The organism is Pinisolibacter aquiterrae (genome assembly GCF_019160155.1).
GTDB classification, from domain to species: domain Bacteria; phylum Pseudomonadota; class Alphaproteobacteria; order Rhizobiales; family Ancalomicrobiaceae; genus Pinisolibacter; species Pinisolibacter aquiterrae.
Genome location: NZ_JAFNIH010000025.1, coordinates 285,098 through 300,219, shown reverse-complemented (window position 1 = coordinate 300,219; position 15,122 = coordinate 285,098). Strand labels below are relative to the sequence as shown.

Sequence of the window (15,122 nt, the reverse complement as noted above, 5' to 3'; positions counted from 1 at the left end):
TACAAGGCGCTGGTCGACGACAAGGTCATGGTGATCTTCGAGGCCTGCTCGTTTCAGGACATCACCGGCCAACGCATCCGCAAGGTCGTGCGCACGCTCGATTGGATCGACGTCCGTCTCGCCTCGCGGACGAGGGGCGCGACCTCGGCGGCGCGGGCGGCGAGGCGGGCGAGGGCGTCGTCGCGGGCGCGGGCCTCCTCGTCGCGCAGGGCGATCAGCGCCTCGCGAGCGGCGGCGAGCGTCGCCTCGGCCTCGGCGCGGGTGGCGCGGCGGGTCTCCTCGGCGCCGTCGAGGGCGGCGAGGCGGGCGTTCGCCTCGGTCCGGGCCTCGGCGGCCTCGGCGGCGCGGGCGCCGGCCTCGCGGGCGGCGTCGGAGACGCGGGCGCGTTCGGCGAGCTTCTCGGCGATCGTCTCCCAGCGCTCGACGATCGGCGCCAATTCGGGATGGCGGTCGCGTTCGGCGGTGAGGCGGGCGAGGGCGGCGAGCGTCTCGGTCCGGCGCGCGGTGACGGCGTCGCATTCGGCCCGGCACCGGGCGACGGCCGCCTCGGTTTCGCGGAAGGGGATCTCGGCCTCGGCGACGAGGCGGCGGGCCCCGGCGACGCGCTCGTCGAGCTTGGCGGCGGTGTCCCAGACCGGCTTCAGGAGGAAGATGCGTTCGTCGACGGTCTTCAATGCGGCGAGGGTGGCGTTGCGGGTGATCTCGGCGTCGCGGTAGCGCGGGGTGGCGGTCTTCAGCCGCTCCATCGCCTCGGCGAGGGCCTCGACGGCGCCGGCCTCGGCGCGGCGGGCCTTGCGCAGCGTGTCGAAGACCGGGCGGAGCGCGCGGGCGCGATCGACGGCGGCGAGGCGGTCGCGATCGGCGCCGGCCTCGTCGAGGGCGACGTCGGCGGCGCGGGCGGCGGCCTCCGCCGCGTCGGCGCGTTCGAGGGCGCGGTCGAGACGGTCGAGCGCGGCGATCGCGGCGGCGGCGCCGGCGAGGCGGGCGTCGATGGCGGCGAGTTCACCGGCGATCAGGCCGCGACGGGCCTCCTTCTCGGCGCGTACCTCCGGGGCGAGCAAGCCGACCGCGTCGCGGCGCTCGCGGGCGCGCAGGAGGGCCTCGCGCGCCGTCTTGGCGGCCTCGAAGGCGGCGACGGAGAGGCGGGCGTAGATCTCGGTGCCGGTGATCTTCTCGAGGAGATCGGCGCGCTCGCGCTCGTCGGCGCGCAGGAAGGCGTCGAATTCGCCCTGGGCGAGGACGACGGTGCGGCGGAACTGGTCGTAGGTGAGATCGGTCCGCGCCTCGACCGCCCGTGTCACGGCGGTCGCCTTCTCGGCGACGGTCTCGATCGGCGCCGCGTCGGGGCCGAGGCGCACCAGATGGCGCGTCACCGCCTGGAGCCGGCCGCCGGGTCTGCCGCGCGCCCGGTTGACGGTCCAGCGGGCGCGATAGGGCTGCCCGTCGAGGCCGAGGAAGTCGACTTCGGCCCAACCCCAGCCGGTGCCGCGCCGCAGGATGTTGCGGGGGTCCTTGGCCTTGACGGTCTGATCGGCGACGTCGGGCAGGTCCTGATCGGAGCCGCCGCCGAGGCGGGGGAATTCACCGTAGAGGGCGAGGCAGAGCGCGTCGAGCAGGGTCGACTTGCCGGCGCCGGTCTCGCCGGTGATGGCGAAGAGGCCGGCGGCGTCGAGCGGCTCGGTGGCGAGCTCGACCGCGAAGGGTTCGGCGAGGCTGGCGAGATTGGCGCCGCGAATGGCGAGGATCCGCATGAGTTCAGTCCTCCCCTCTCTCCACCGCCTCGGCGAGGCGGGCGAAGGCCTCGAGATGGGCCGGTTCGGGCGGCGTTCCGTGTTCGACGGCGAAGGCGCGGGCGAAGAGATCGGCCGGGGCGACGTCGGCGAGATCGACGCTCTCGGGCAGGCGCGTCGCCGTCTCGTCGGCCGACGGGCGGTCGACCAGATGGCCGACGAGGCGGATCGGATGGGCGCCGGCGATGCGATCGAGATCGGCCTTGAGGCCGGGAGCTGGGCCGTCGAGGCGGATCACCGGCTGGACGAAGGGGCGCAGGTCGAGCGGGGTCTCGACATCGAGCGCGAGATCGGCGAGCGCCGCGTCGAGCGCCTCGAGCGGCAGGGATCCGCGCGCCGGCAGGCGCAGGAACCGCACCGGGTGAGGGATCGACAGATGTTCGACCCGGGTGGCGCCGGCCTCGATCTCGACCAGGGAGACGCCGTGGTCGTAGTCGCGCTCGCTCGCCGAGAGGGGGAAGAGCGATCCGGAATAGCGGATCGTGGGGCGGCCGATCGCCTGGGGGCGGTGGAGGTGGCCGAGCGCCACATAGGCGAGATCGTCGGGGAAGAGATCGGGCGGCACCGCGTGTTCGCCACCGACCAGGATGCGCCGTTCGGCGCCCTCCGATTCCAGACCGCCGCCGACGGTCAGATGGCCGGTCAGGACGAGCGGCGCGTCGCCGATGCGGGCGCGGGCGGCGGCGATCGTCTCTTCATGGAAGGCGCGGACGGCGCGCACCACCGGCGATCCCGGCTCCTCCGAGCGGCGGTCGATCGGCGGCAGGCTCGCCGGGCCGAGATAGGGCAGGGCGAGGAGGTGGACGGTGGCGCCGCCGTCGCGCGGGACGAGCGGCAGGAGGTGATGGTCGAGGTCGACGGCGCCGTCGCGGCGGCGGATACGGCCGACGACGTGGACGCCGAGTTCGGCGAGGAGCGGATGGGGGGCCTCGATGCGGCCGGCGGGATCGTGATTTCCGGCGAGCACCACCGCCACCACGTGCGGCAGGCGGCGGCGCAGCGCCACCAGGGTGCGGAAGAAGAGCCGCTCGGCCTTCTCGCTCGGGTTCTGGGTGTCGAAGACGTCGCCGGCGACGATCAGGGCGTCGATGTCCCGCGCCTCGGCCAGATCGAGGAGTGTGGCGAGGGCGCGGTCGTGCTCCTCCTCGCGCGACCAGCCCATCAGCGATTGGCCGAGATGCCAGTCGGCGGTGTGGAGGAGGCGGATCACGCGGGTGGCTCCCTCGAGCGTGTTGGGGACGCGGGCGGACGAGTCGGCGAGAGCCTACTCCCTCCGCGCGGCGCCCGCACGTCCGGCGAGGCTCGCGCGTGACGCGGCGACGTCCGACCTTCACACTGCGCGGCGAGGGTCGAGGACCGACCGAGTCGCGGCCGCCGGACCCGACGCGCGCGGAGATCGTCGCGCGGCGCGCGGGCGGCTGGCGAGAGGAAAGCACGGCATGTCATTCTTCAGTCTCGCGTTTTCGCCGCGCTACATCGCGCTCACGGTGGCGGCGTCGGCGACCGTCCTCTGCGCCGGCCTCCTGATCGCCCATCCCTCGATGCCGTGGCTGATCGGCCTGCCGCTGGCGCTCTTCGCGGGGCTGACGGCGCTCGGCATCTGGGACGTGATCCAGACGAAACACGCGGTGCTGCGCAATTATCCGATCTCGGCGCATCTGCGCTTCCTGCTCGAGGAGATGCGGCCGGAGATGCGGCAGTATTTCTTCGAGGACGAGAAGAACGGCATGCCGTTCTCGCGCGACAAGCGCGCCGTCGTCTATCAGCGCGCCAAGCGCGAACTCGACAAGCGGCCGTTCGGCACCCAATACGACGTCTACGCGGAAGGCTACGAGTGGATCCGCCATTCGCTCGCCCCGACCGAGGTCGATCCGAAGGATCTCCGGATCACCGTCGGCGGTCCCGATTGCGCCCACCCCTACGACGCCTCGGTCTTCAACATCTCGGCGATGAGTTTCGGCGCCCTGTCGGCGAACGCGATCCGCGCCCTCAACGCCGGCGCCCGGGACGGCGGCTTCTATCACGACACCGGCGAGGGCGGCGTCTCGCCCTATCATCGCGAGGGCGGCGGCGATCTCGTCTGGGAGCTGGGGTCGGGCTATTTCGGCGCGCGCGAGGGCGACGGGTCGTTCTCGCCGGATCGATTCGCCGCGACCGCCGCCGATCCGCAGATCAAGATGATCGAGATCAAGCTCAGCCAAGGCGCCAAGCCCGGCCACGGCGGGGTGCTGCCGGCAGCCAAGGTCAGCCACGAGATCGCGGTGACGCGAGGCGTCTCGACGGGCGTCGACTGCATCTCGCCGGCGGCGCACACGGCCTTTTCCACGCCGATCGGTCTGCTCGAGTTCGTCGCCTCGCTGCGCGACCTCTCCGGCGGCAAGCCGACCGGGTTCAAGCTCTGCATCGGCCACCCCTGGGAATTCCTCGGCATCGTCAAGGCGATGCTCGAGACGAGGATCCTGCCGGACTTCATCGTCGTCGACGGCAAGGAGGGCGGCACCGGCGCGGCGCCGATGGAGTTCATGGACCATCTCGGCCTGCCGCTGCGCGACGGGCTCGACTTCGTCCACAACGCGCTGGTGGGCGCGGGCCTGCGCGGATCGATCCGGATCGGCGCCTCGGGCAAGATCATCACCGGCTTCGACATCGCCCGCGCCATGGCGCTCGGCGCCGACTGGTGCAATTCGGCGCGCGGTTTCATGTTCGCGGTCGGTTGCATCCAGTCGCAGAGCTGCCACACCGACAAGTGCCCGGTCGGCGTCGCCACTCAGGATCCGACGCGCGGGCGGGCGCTCGTGGTCGCCGACAAGCGCGAGCGGGTGGCGAATTTCCACCGTTCCACCGTCCACGCGCTCGCCGAACTGACCGGGGCGGCGGGGCTCGATCATCCCAACCGCTTCATGCCGGTCCATTTCACCCGGCGCGTCTCGGCCTACGAATCGATCGGCTTCGACGTGCTCTATCCGGCGCTGTCGCACGGCGAGCTGGTGGTCGGCACCAATGATCGGCGCTTCCGCGACGCCTGGGCGATGGCGCGGGCGGATCGTTTCGCGCCGTGAGGCGAAGGACCTTCGTTCACCACGTGGAGGTCTCGTCGTGGCGGGAGGGCGCGGGCGAGCGTATGATGAACCCTCGTCGAGCCGAAACTTCGTCGCCGGTGGGAGCATTCGCCATGTCGGGGACCTCTGAAGACCGTCGCCGCGAAAGTCGTCGCCGCAGTCTGTTGCGGGCGAGCGTGGTGTTCGCGGGCGGATATTCGTCGATGGACTGTATCGTTCGCGATCTCACGGGCAAGGGGGCGCGGTTGAAGTTCCCCGGGCCGGTGGTGGTGCCGCCGATCTTCGAACTGCGCCTGCTCGATCGCGGCGAGCGCCGCCCGGCCCACAAGGTTTGGGTGCGCGACGGCGAAATGGGCGCGGCCTTCGACTGACCGTCGTCGCGGGCGGCGGGTCTCGCCGGATCGGTGGGGAGGCTTTGCGCCGGGCTCGCGGGCGTGGCATGGAAGGGCGCTCGGTCGCGCGATCGGGCGCCTTCGTCGTTCGGGGCAGCCGCTCGCCGTCATGACCATCACCCGTCTCTACCTCGATCACAACGCCGGCGCGCCGGTGCTCGACGCCGCTCTCGCGGCGGCGAACGACGCGGCGCGGGCCGGGGGCAACGCCTCGTCGGTCCATTTCGAGGGGCGGGCGGCGCGAGCGCGGGTCGAGGACGCGCGCCGCGCGGTGGCGCGCCTCGCCGGCGCGGCGGCGGCCAACGTGGTGTTCACCTCCGGCGCGACCGAGGCCAACGTCACGGCCTTGTCGCCGCTGATGCGCGAGGGGACGCGCGAGATCCGGCTCGATCGACTGCTGATCGGGGCGACGGAGCATCCCTCGGTGCTCGCCGGTGGGCGTTTCGCCGCCGAGCGGGTCGAGACGATCGCCGTCGACGGCGACGGGCGGATCCGGCTCGACGTGCTCGAGGCGCGGCTCGCGGCGCTCGCGGCGGCGGGCGAGCGGGCGCTGGTCTCGGTGCAACTGGCGAATTCGGAGACGGGCGTGATCCAGCCGATCGCCGAGGTGGCGCGGATCGCGCGGGCGCGCGGCGCAGTGATCCACTGCGACGCGGTCCAGGGCGCCGGGCGGATCCGGCTCGACGATCCGGCGCTCGACGTGGACATGATGTCGCTGTCGGCCCACAAGATCGGCGGTCTGCCGGGGTGCGGCGCGCTGATATCCCGCAATCCGGAGATCGTCCCGGCGCCGCTCCTCGTCGGCGGAGGGCAGGAATCCCGGCGCCGCGCCGGCACTCAGAACGTGCCCGGCATCGCCGCCTTCGGCGCTGCGGCGACGATTGCGGGTGAGCGACTACGTGAAATTGCGGATCTCACCGCGCGAAGGGACTGGTTGGAAGGGGAGTTGCGTTCTATATCTTCCAATGTGAAAGTTCTGGGAACGGGTGCCCCGCGTCTCGCCAACACGATCATGGTGGCGATTCGGGGCGCATCGGCCGAGACGGCGGTCATCGCCTTCGATCTCGAAGGGGTGGCGATCTCGGCCGGGTCCGCCTGTTCGTCGGGCAAGGTCGGAGCCAGCCACGTGGTGGAAGCCATGGGGGTGGGCGAGGACTACGCCCGGGGCGCGATTCGCCTGTCCTTCGGTTTCGACACCTCCGTCTCGGATCTCGAGCGGGTGGTGGCGGTGGCGAGGCGGGTGATCGGGCGACTGACGCGGTCATGATCGGCGCGGTCATGATCGACGCGCGGGTGGCCCTTCCGGTGGTCACTTGCGTGGAAGACTGGAATACCGGATTCTCGAACCCGCGGACCTTGACCCCGCGCTGCGAAGAGAGAACGTCATGGCTGCAGTGAAGGAAACGGTCGACCAGGTCCGGGCGATCGACGTCGACCAGTACAAGTACGGTTTCGAATCGGCGATCGAGTCCGACATGGCCCCCAAGGGGCTGTCGGAGGACATCGTCCGGTTCATCTCCGCCAAGAAGAACGAGCCCGAGTGGATGCTCGAATGGCGGCTCGACGCCTATCGGCGTTGGCTGACCATGGAGGAGCCGACCTGGGCGCGGGTGCACTATCCGCCGATCGACTTCCAGGACCTCTACTATTACGCCGCGCCGAAGAGCACGGCCGGGCCGAAGAGCCTGGACGAGGTCGATCCGGAACTGATCCGGGTCTATGAGAAGCTCGGCATTCCCTTGAAGGAACAGGCGGTTCTGGCCGGCGTCGAAGGGGCGAGGATCGCCGTCGACGCGGTGTTCGATTCGGTCTCGGTGGTCACCACCTTCCGTGAGGAACTGGCCAAGGTCGGCATCATCTTCTGCTCGATTTCGGAGGCGATGCGCGAGTATCCCGATCTCGTGAAGAAGTATCTCGGCACGGTGGTTCCGACCTCCGACAACTATTACGCGACGCTCAATTCGGCGGTCTTCTCCGACGGCTCCTTCGTGTGGATCCCGGAAGGGGTGCGCTGTCCGATGGAGCTCTCGACCTATTTCCGGATCAACGAGAAGAAGACCGGCCAGTTCGAGCGCACCCTGATCATCGCCGAGAAGGGCTCCTACGTGAGCTATCTCGAGGGCTGCACCGCGCCCCAGCGCGACGAGAACCAACTGCATGCGGCGGTGGTCGAACTGGTCGCCATGGAAGATGCCGAGATCAAATATTCCACCGTCCAGAACTGGTATCCCGGAGACAAGGACGGACGCGGCGGCATCTACAACTTCGTGACCAAGCGCGGCGACTGTCGCGGCGACCGTTCGAAGATCTCGTGGACCCAGGTGGAGACCGGCTCGGCGATCACCTGGAAATATCCGTCCTGCATCCTTCGCGGCGACGGCTCGCAGGGCGAGTTCTACTCGATCGCGGTGTCGAACGGCCATCAGCAGGTCGACAGCGGCACCAAGATGATCCATCTGGGCAAAAATACCGCCTCGCGGATCATCTCCAAGGGCATTTCCGCCGGCAAGTCGCAGAACACCTATCGCGGCCAGGTGAAGATCAATCGCAAGGCGGACGGGGCGCGCTCCTTCACCAATTGCGACAGTCTCCTGATCGGCCACGACTGCGGCGCGCACACCGTGCCCTATATCGAGAGCGGCAACCCCAAGGCCAAAGTCGAGCACGAGGCGACCACCTCGAAGATCTCCGACGATCAACTCTTCTACTGCATCTCGCGCGGTCTTCCGACCGAGGAGGCGGTGGCGCTGATCGTCAACGGCTTCGTCCGCGAGGTCTTGCAGCAGTTGCCGATGGAGTTCGCCGTCGAGGCTCAGAAGCTGATCGGCGTCAGCCTCGAGGGCTCGGTGGGCTGATCGCTCCGCCGCTCGTTTCATCATCCTCGGCGCCCGGCGCCGTTCCCCGAGGGGATATTTCCATGCTCGAAATCAAGAATCTCCATGCCGAGATCGAAGCCGATGGCCGCGAGATCCTGCGCGGGCTCGATCTGACCGTGAAGGCGGGCGAGGTCCACGCGATCATGGGGCCGAACGGCGCCGGCAAGTCGACGCTCTCCCATGTGCTCGCCGGCAAGCCCGGCTACCGGGTCACGCAGGGCACGGCGACGCTCGACGGGGTCGACATCCTCGAGATGGACCCGGCGCTGCGGGCCGCGAACGGCCTCTTCCTCGCCTTCCAATATCCGGTCGAGATCCCGGGTGTCGGCAACATGACCTTCCTGAAGGCGGCGCTCAATTCGCAGCGCAAGGCGCGTGGGGAAGGCGAGATGTCGACGCCGGACTTCATGCGCCTCGTGCGCACCGAGGCCGGCAAGCTCAAGATCACCCAGGACATGTTGAAGCGTCCGGTCAACGTCGGTTTCTCCGGCGGTGAGAAGAAGCGCAACGAGATCCTGCAGATGGCGATCCTGCAGCCGAAGCTCTGCATCCTCGACGAGACCGATTCCGGCCTCGACATCGACGCGCTCAAGGTCGTCTCGGAGGGCGTCAACGCGCTGCGCTCGCCCGATCGCGCCTTCGTCGTCATCACCCACTACCAGCGTCTGCTCGACCATATCCGTCCGGACGTGGTGCACGTCCTCTCCAAGGGGCGGATCGTCAAGACCGGGGGGCCGGATCTGGCGCTGGAACTCGAGGCGAAGGGCTATGCCGACTTCGCCGACGAAGCGGCGTGAGGAGGCGACGATGACGATCGCCACCGCTCCCCAGAGACGCAGGACCCGCGCCGAAACCGATCTCGAGCAGGCGTTCGAGGCGATGGCCTCGGCGCTTCCCGGCGACATCGGTCCGCGCGCCGGCGCCTTCGCGCGCTTCGCCGCCGAGGGCCTGCCGCATCGCCGCGTCGAGGCCTATCACTTCACCGATCTGCGCTCGCTGATGGTGAGCGCGCCGCCGCCGGCGCCGCGTCCCTCCGCCAAGACCCGCGTGAGCGCGGACGTCTTCGCCGCCGTCGACGCGGCGCGGGCGGTCTTCGTCGACGGCTGGTTCATGGCCGATCTCTCCGATCTCTCCGGGCTCGGCGAGGGCGTGAGCGTGACCTCGATCGCGGCGGCGCTGGCCACCGGCGACGAGGTGCTCGCCGCGCTCGGCGCTCGGCTCGACGCGGACGTGACGGCGGAGAGCGATCCGCTGGTGGGGCTCGCCACGACCTTCTACGGCGACGGGCTGGTGGTCCGGGTGGCGCCGGGCGCCGTGGCGGCGCGGCCGCTCGAGATCCGGCATCTCTCCTCGGGCGCGTCCGTCTCGGCCTTCGTCCGCCATGCGGTGGAGGTCGGGGCAGGGGCGTCGCTCCAGGTGATCGAGAGCCATCAGAGCCCGAACGATCTGGAATTTCATGCCCATACGCTGACCGAGCTGACCCTCGCCGAGGGGGCGACGGTCGCGTGGACCGACCGGCAGAAGGAGGGTGATCAGGCGGCGCGGTTCTCCTCGCTGGCGCTGTCGCTCGGCAAGAAGGCGGTGCTCGACCATTCGGTGATCACGCTCGGGGCCAAGCTCGCCCGCACCCAGATCTTCGCCCGTCTCGGCGAGGCGTGCGACCTGACCACGCGCGGCGCCACGCTGATCGCCGATCGCGCCCATGCCGACGCGACCCTCTTCGTCACTCACGTCGGGCCGAACGCGGTCAGCCGCGAACTCTACAAGTCGGCGATCGACGGCGAGGCGAAGTCGGTCTTCCAGGGCAAGATCCGGGTGGAGAAGACGGCGCAGGGCACCGACGGGCGGATGGGGGCGCATGCGGTACTGCTGTCGCCGCGCGCCGAAGCCATGGCCAAGCCCGAGCTCGAGATCTTCGCCGACGACGTCGCCTGCGCGCACGGCGCCACCGTCGCGGAGATCGACGACACGCTGAAGTTCTATCTGATGAGCCGCGGCATTCCCGCTGCCGAGACCGAGAGGCTCTTGATCCGCGCCTTCCTCGGCGAGGTCACCGACGCGATCGCCCACGAGGGCGTGCGCGAGGCGATCGAGGCGGAGCTCGACGGATGGATCGACGGGAGGGTGGCGCGATGAACGCTCCTCTTCCCCCCTACGACGTCGAGGCGATCCGCCGCGACTTCCCGATCCTGTCGACGACGGTCTACGGCAAGCCTCTGGTCTATCTCGACAACGGCGCCTCGGCGCAGAAGCCGCAGGTCGTCATCGACGAGATGGTCGACGTGATGCAGCACCGCTATGCCAACGTGCATCGCGGCCTGCACTACCTCGCCAACGCCGCGACCGAGGCCTACGAGGGCGCGCGCGAGATCGTGCGCGGCTTCCTCAACGCCGCCTCGACCGACGAGATCGTCTTCACCAAGTCGACGACCGAGGCGATCAATCTGGTCGCCTCCTCGCTCGGCCAAGGGCTCGGCGAGGGCGACGAGGTGGTGCTGTCGATCCTCGAGCATCACGCCAACATCGTGCCCTGGCACTTCCTGCGGGAGCGCAAGGGCGTCGTGCTGAAATGGGCGCCGATCGCCGAGGACGGCTCGTTCCTCCTCGACGAGTTCGAGAAGCTGCTCGGGCCGAAGACCAAGATCGTCGCGATCACCCAGATGTCGAACGTCACCGGCACGGTGGTGCCGGTCGCCGAGATCTGCCGGATGGCGCGGGAGCGGGGCATCCTCACCCTCGTCGACGGCAGTCAGGCGGCGGTGCACATGCCCGTCGACGTGCGGGCGATCGGCTGCGACTTCTACGCCATCACCGGCCACAAGCTCTATGGGCCGACCGGCATCGGCGCGCTCTACGGGCGTCACGCGCTGCTCGCGGCGATGCCGCCCTTCCTCGGTGGCGGCGAGATGATCCGCGAGGTGACGGAGGATCTCGTCACCTACGGCGAGCCGCCGCATCGTTTCGAGGCGGGCACGCCGCCGATCGTCGAGGCCGCTGGTCTCGGCGCGGCGCTGACCTATATGCTGACGATCGGCCGCGAGCGGATCGCCGCCCACGAGGCCGATCTCGGTGCCTATGCCCAGGCGCGGCTCGCCGAATTGAACTCGGTGCGGGTGTTCGGGACGGCGCCGGGCAAGGGGGCGATCGTCTCCTTCGAAGTCGAGGGCGCGCATGCCCACGACGTCGCGACGATCCTCGATCGCTACGGTATCGCGGTGCGCGCGGGCACGCATTGCGCCCAACCCCTCTTGAAGCGCTACGGGGTGACCTCCACCTGTCGTGCGTCCTTCGCCATGTACAATCGCCGCGACGAGGTCGACCGTCTGGTCGAAGGGCTCGTCAAGGCGCAATCGTTCTTCGCCTGACGGGAAGGAGTGAGACACCCATGGAAGCCACGGCACCGGAGTTCTCCGCCGGCCCCTCCCAGGTCGCGACCTCGGGCGGATCGGCGATCCCGCCGGAGGAGTTGGCGCGGCTGACGCAGGACATCATCGGCGCGCTGAAGACCGTCTACGACCCGGAGATCCCGGCCGACATCTACGAGCTCGGTCTGATCTACAAGGTCGACATCGACGACGAGCGCAACGTCGCGGTCGACATGACGCTGACCGCGCCGGGCTGCCCGGTCGCCGGCGAGATGCCGGACTGGGTGCAGAACGCGATCCGCGCGGTCGCCGGCATCAACGAGGTCACCGTCAACATGGTGTTCGATCCGCCGTGGGATCAGAGCCGCATGTCCGACGAAGCGCGCATCGCGCTCGACATGTATTGAGCGAGAAGGAGAACGACATGGGTCTCTTCGGCGACATGCCCGTGGTCAAGCTGACACCGGCGGCGGTGGACCGGGTCCGCTCGATCATCGCCAATTCCTCGACGCCGTTGGCCGGCCTCCGGCTCGGCCTCGAGAAGGGCGGCTGCGCCGGCATGACCTACCATTTTGCGATGGTGGAGACGGCGGATCCCAAGGACGACGTGGTCGACGTCGACGGGGTCAAGGTCTTCGTCGATCCGGCCGCGACGCTCTATCTGCTCGGCACCACGGTCGACTTCAAGACGGACAAGATGGCCTCGACCTTCGTGTTCGAGAATCCCAACCAGATCTCGGCCTGCGGCTGCGGCGAATCGGTCTCGATCGAGCCGGCGAAACTCTGAGATGGACCTCTTCGACCGTCTGAAGGCCGCTCACCCGCAAGCGTGGGCGGCCTATGTCGACCATCCCTTCGTCGCCGGGCTCGGCAGGGGCACGCTGCCGGAGGCGGCGTTTCGGACCTATCTCGTCCAGGATTGGCTGTTTCTGATCCAGTTCGCGCGCGCCTATGCGCTCGCCGTCTTCAAGGGGCGCGATCTCGTGGAGATGCGGGCGGCGCAGAAGGGGCTCGCGGCGATCCTCGACGTGGAGATGGATCTGCACGTGCGGCTGTGCGAGCGGCGCGGGATCCCGCTCGAGGTTCTGGAGACGACGCCGGAGCATCGCGCCACCACCGCCTATACCCGTTTCGTGCTCGACACCGGCATGCGCGGCGACCTCCTCGATCTCCATGTGTCGCTGGCGCCCTGCATCGTCGGCTATGCCGAGATCGCCGCGAGGCTCGCGATGCGGCCCGGAGCGCTCGACCCCTCGAACCCCTATGCCGAATGGATCGCCGAATATGCCGGCGAGGGCTACCAGGAGGTGGCGCGCGAGGCGCGGGCCCATCTCGATCGCTTGGCGGAGCGCTCGCTGACCGAGGCGCGCTTTTCCGACTGCGCCGCGATCTTCGCCCAGGCGAGCCTGCTCGAGGCGGACTTCTGGTCGATGGGGCTCGCCGGCGCGGCGTGAACGGTCGATCCGTCCGGCGTGGGTCTTCCGCCTTTGATCTCGATCATTGTCGCCGGCGGCCGGGGCTGATCGGTTGGGCGGGCAAGGACGAGGGGCAGGGCTCATGAGGATCGCCGTCGCAACGAAGGATTGGGCCACCGTCTCCGGTCATGCCGGGCAGACGCGGTGCTGGCTCCTGTGGGATCTCGCCGACGTGCGGGCGGGCGATCCGCTGCCGGAGCCGAGCCGGGTCGAGCTCGTCAAGGAGCAGCTCTTCCACCATTTCCAAGACGACGGTCCGCATCCGCTCGATGGGGTCGAGATCGTCGTGGCGGGCAGTGCCGGCGACGGGTTCGTGCGTCACATGAAGGCGCGCGGCGCCGACGTGGTTCTGACCGGCGAGAGCGATCCGGTCCGGGCGCTCACGCTCCTCGTCGCCGGGGAGGATCTCCCCGAACAACGCTTCGACATCACGACCAGTCTCTGTAAGCTGCGCGACCTGTTCTCGCGTCATTGACGAGAACGGTCCTCACCGCGCCCCCCCGCCGCGCGCCTTGCGAGAGGTTCTCCCGTCCGATGTCCCATGTCTTCGCCGATCAGACGATCGCGCTCGTGGTCTTCGCCGTGATCTCCTTCTTCACGCCGGGGCCGAACAACGTGATGTTGCTCGCCTCGGGTGTGAACTTCGGTTTCCGCCGCACGCTCCCGCACATCGCGGGCGTCTCGCTCGGCTATCCGGCGATGACGGCGCTGGTGGCGCTCGGGCTCGGCGGCGTGTTCAAGGCGGTGCCGTGGCTGCACGCGGCGATCGAGGTGGCGGGCGTCGTCTATCTCCTGTGGCTCGCGGCGAAGATCGCGTTTCAGCCGGTCGATCGCGGCGTCGATCCCGGGGCGGGGGCGGCGCGGGCGAAGCCCTTCGGCTTCTTCCAGGCGGCGGCGTTCCAATGGGTCAACGTCAAGGGCTGGGTGATGGTGATCTCGGCGGTCTCGGTCTACGTGCCGGACGGGCTCGGGGCGATCGGCGGGGCGGCGTTGCTGTTCGGCGTGTTTCTCCTGACGGGGATCGGCTCGACGACGGCCTGGGCCGGGCTCGGCACGGTCATCGCGCGGTTCCTGCGCGATCCGTTGCGCCTGCGCCTCTTCAATCTCACCATGGGGCTGTTGCTGGTGGTCTCGCTGTGGCCGGCCTTCGGCGACATCGCCGGATGGATCACGAGCCGAGGAGCGACCCCGTGAGCGACGTCGAATTCTATCTCGACCTCTGCCGGCCGCTCGGCGGCGTCACGTCGAAGCGGATGTTCGGCGGGCTCTGTCTCTGGCACGAGGGCCTCGCCTTCGCGCTGGTGATCGCCGACACGCTCTATCTCAAGGTCGACGCGGAGAACGGGCCGGCCTTCGACGAACGCGAGCTGCCGCGCTTCTCCTACGAGACCAAGACCGGGCGGACGACGGTGATGTCCTATGCCCGGGCGCCGGAGGTAGTGTTCGACGATCCGGACGTCTTCGCCGACTGGGCGCGTGGCGCGATCGGCGCCGCGCGGCGGGCGGCGGCGGCGAAACCCGCCCCCCGAAAGCCGCGCGCGACGCGGGCGTGAGGAAATCCCTCGTTGCCCTCGACACGGTTTCGGTCGATAAGGCTCGACACCGTCGGGAAACGCCTCGGACGCCCCGACCTGCTCCAATCGCAAGGACCGAGCCACTCATGACCGCTCTCGACCCGGAAAACACCCTCGTCATCGAAACCACCCAGGGCCGCGTCGTCATCGCCATGCGCCCCGACCTCGCCCCCAACCACGTCGCCCACATCAAGAAGCTGGCGCGTGAAGGGTTCTACGACGGGATCGTCTTCCACCGCGTGATCGAGGGCTTCATGGCCCAGACCGGCTGCCCGCTCGGCCGCGGCACCGGCGGCTCGAAGTACCCGGACCTCAAGGCCGAGTTCAACGCCGAGCCGCACGTGCGCGGCACCGCCTCGATGGCGCGCGCCCAGAACCCGAATTCGGCCAATTCGCAGTTCTTCATCTGCTTCGACGACGCCAGCTTCCTCAACCGCCAGTACACGGTGTGGGGCAAGGTCGTCGAAGGCATGGAGAACGTCGACAAGATCAAGCGCGGCGAGCCGGTCGTGAACCCGGACAAGATGATCTCGGTGAAGGTCATGGCCGACATCGCCGAGTGATCGGCGAATGATCGCGGCGTGATCGCCG

The 15,122-nt window shown here is 69.3% G+C and carries 16 protein-coding genes; 14 read left to right on the top strand and 2 right to left on the bottom strand.

Features of this window, described 5'->3' with window-relative positions:
* Positions 1–53: 53 nt before the first annotated feature.
* Entirely contained in the window at positions 54–1,751 is a 1,698-nt protein-coding gene (locus J3S89_RS10895) for an AAA family ATPase (protein WP_217927562.1), read from the bottom strand.
* Between the two features lie 4 nt (positions 1,752–1,755).
* Complete coding sequence (locus J3S89_RS10890; RefSeq protein ID WP_217927561.1) at positions 1,756–3,000, bottom strand: metallophosphoesterase family protein; 1,245 nt, start codon at positions 2,998–3,000, stop codon at positions 1,756–1,758.
* A gap of 229 nt (positions 3,001–3,229) precedes the next feature.
* Between J3S89_RS10890 and J3S89_RS10885 the strand changes: the two genes are divergently transcribed.
* The 14 genes from J3S89_RS10885 to J3S89_RS10820 all read left to right on the top strand — a co-directional run bounded on the left by J3S89_RS10885 (position 3,230) and on the right by J3S89_RS10820 (position 15,094).
* Positions 3,230–4,849, top strand: a complete 1,620-nt coding sequence (locus tag J3S89_RS10885; RefSeq protein ID WP_217927560.1) for an FMN-binding glutamate synthase family protein — start codon at positions 3,230–3,232, stop codon at positions 4,847–4,849.
* 203 nt (positions 4,850–5,052) lie between these two features.
* Positions 5,053–5,220, top strand: coding sequence for a hypothetical protein (locus J3S89_RS10880; protein WP_217927559.1), 168 nt, complete (start codon positions 5,053–5,055; stop codon positions 5,218–5,220).
* A gap of 130 nt (positions 5,221–5,350) precedes the next feature.
* Entirely contained in the window at positions 5,351–6,508 is a 1,158-nt protein-coding gene (locus tag J3S89_RS10875) for a cysteine desulfurase family protein (protein WP_217927558.1), read from the top strand.
* Positions 6,509–6,626: 118 nt separating this feature from the next.
* Positions 6,627–8,096, top strand: a complete 1,470-nt coding sequence (sufB, locus tag J3S89_RS10870; protein WP_217927557.1) for a Fe-S cluster assembly protein SufB — start codon at positions 6,627–6,629, stop codon at positions 8,094–8,096.
* A 62-nt stretch (positions 8,097–8,158) separates the two neighbouring features.
* Positions 8,159–8,914 (top strand): Fe-S cluster assembly ATPase SufC, encoded by a 756-nt coding sequence (sufC, locus tag J3S89_RS10865; protein WP_217927556.1) that lies wholly within the window; start codon positions 8,159–8,161, stop codon positions 8,912–8,914.
* Positions 8,915–8,924: 10 nt separating this feature from the next.
* Positions 8,925–10,253: a Fe-S cluster assembly protein SufD gene (gene sufD / locus J3S89_RS10860; protein WP_217927555.1), complete on the top strand. Its 1,329-nt coding sequence runs from the start codon at positions 8,925–8,927 to the stop codon at positions 10,251–10,253.
* Positions 10,250–11,482, top strand: a complete 1,233-nt coding sequence (locus tag J3S89_RS10855) for a cysteine desulfurase (protein ID WP_217927554.1) — start codon at positions 10,250–10,252, stop codon at positions 11,480–11,482. Before sufD ends, J3S89_RS10855 begins: the two co-directional genes overlap by 4 nt.
* Before the next feature lie 20 nt (positions 11,483–11,502).
* Complete coding sequence (locus J3S89_RS10850) at positions 11,503–11,889, top strand: SUF system Fe-S cluster assembly protein (protein WP_217927553.1); 387 nt, start codon at positions 11,503–11,505, stop codon at positions 11,887–11,889.
* A gap of 17 nt (positions 11,890–11,906) precedes the next feature.
* The gene (locus J3S89_RS10845; protein WP_230489071.1) at positions 11,907–12,269 is read left to right on the top strand and encodes a HesB/IscA family protein; all 363 of its coding nucleotides are present in this window, start codon (positions 11,907–11,909) and stop codon (positions 12,267–12,269) included.
* Position 12,270: 1 nt separating this feature from the next.
* Positions 12,271–12,936, top strand: coding sequence for a thiaminase II (gene tenA, locus J3S89_RS10840; protein ID WP_217927552.1), 666 nt, complete (start codon positions 12,271–12,273; stop codon positions 12,934–12,936).
* 103 nt (positions 12,937–13,039) lie between these two features.
* On the top strand, positions 13,040–13,432 hold the full coding sequence (locus tag J3S89_RS10835; protein ID WP_217927551.1) for a NifB/NifX family molybdenum-iron cluster-binding protein: 393 nt from the start codon (positions 13,040–13,042) through the stop codon (positions 13,430–13,432).
* Positions 13,433–13,491: 59 nt separating this feature from the next.
* Positions 13,492–14,151, top strand: a complete 660-nt coding sequence (locus tag J3S89_RS10830; RefSeq protein ID WP_217927550.1) for a LysE family translocator — start codon at positions 13,492–13,494, stop codon at positions 14,149–14,151.
* Positions 14,148–14,510: a TfoX/Sxy family protein gene (locus J3S89_RS10825; RefSeq protein ID WP_217927549.1), complete on the top strand. Its 363-nt coding sequence runs from the start codon at positions 14,148–14,150 to the stop codon at positions 14,508–14,510. The genes J3S89_RS10830 and J3S89_RS10825 overlap by 4 nt, the downstream gene beginning before the upstream one ends.
* A gap of 107 nt (positions 14,511–14,617) precedes the next feature.
* Positions 14,618–15,094 (top strand): peptidylprolyl isomerase, encoded by a 477-nt coding sequence (locus J3S89_RS10820; protein WP_217927548.1) that lies wholly within the window; start codon positions 14,618–14,620, stop codon positions 15,092–15,094.
* Positions 15,095–15,122: the final 28 nt, after the last annotated feature.

Excerpts from the sequence above, each read along its gene's own strand:
- J3S89_RS10845 (WP_230489071.1), top strand. The coding sequence starts at position 11,907 with ATGGGTCTCTTCGGCGACATGCCCGTGGTCAAGCTGACACCGGCGGCG.
- sufB (WP_217927557.1), top strand. The coding sequence starts at position 6,627 with ATGGCTGCAGTGAAGGAAACGGTCGACCAGGTCCGGGCGATCGACGTC.
- J3S89_RS10880 (WP_217927559.1), top strand. The coding sequence starts at position 5,053 with ATGGACTGTATCGTTCGCGATCTCACGGGCAAGGGGGCGCGGTTGAAG.
- J3S89_RS10850 (WP_217927553.1), top strand. The coding sequence starts at position 11,503 with ATGGAAGCCACGGCACCGGAGTTCTCCGCCGGCCCCTCCCAGGTCGCG.
- sufD (WP_217927555.1), top strand. The coding sequence starts at position 8,925 with ATGACGATCGCCACCGCTCCCCAGAGACGCAGGACCCGCGCCGAAACC.
- tenA (WP_217927552.1), top strand. The coding sequence starts at position 12,271 with ATGGACCTCTTCGACCGTCTGAAGGCCGCTCACCCGCAAGCGTGGGCG.
- J3S89_RS10820 (WP_217927548.1), top strand. The coding sequence starts at position 14,618 with ATGACCGCTCTCGACCCGGAAAACACCCTCGTCATCGAAACCACCCAG.
- J3S89_RS10885 (WP_217927560.1), top strand. The coding sequence starts at position 3,230 with ATGTCATTCTTCAGTCTCGCGTTTTCGCCGCGCTACATCGCGCTCACG.
- J3S89_RS10830 (WP_217927550.1), top strand. The coding sequence starts at position 13,492 with ATGTCCCATGTCTTCGCCGATCAGACGATCGCGCTCGTGGTCTTCGCC.
- J3S89_RS10875 (WP_217927558.1), top strand. The coding sequence starts at position 5,351 with ATGACCATCACCCGTCTCTACCTCGATCACAACGCCGGCGCGCCGGTG.
- sufC (WP_217927556.1), top strand. The coding sequence starts at position 8,159 with ATGCTCGAAATCAAGAATCTCCATGCCGAGATCGAAGCCGATGGCCGC.
- J3S89_RS10855 (WP_217927554.1), top strand. The coding sequence starts at position 10,250 with ATGAACGCTCCTCTTCCCCCCTACGACGTCGAGGCGATCCGCCGCGAC.
- J3S89_RS10895 (WP_217927562.1), bottom strand. The coding sequence starts at position 1,751 with ATGCGGATCCTCGCCATTCGCGGCGCCAATCTCGCCAGCCTCGCCGAA.
- J3S89_RS10835 (WP_217927551.1), top strand. The coding sequence starts at position 13,040 with ATGAGGATCGCCGTCGCAACGAAGGATTGGGCCACCGTCTCCGGTCAT.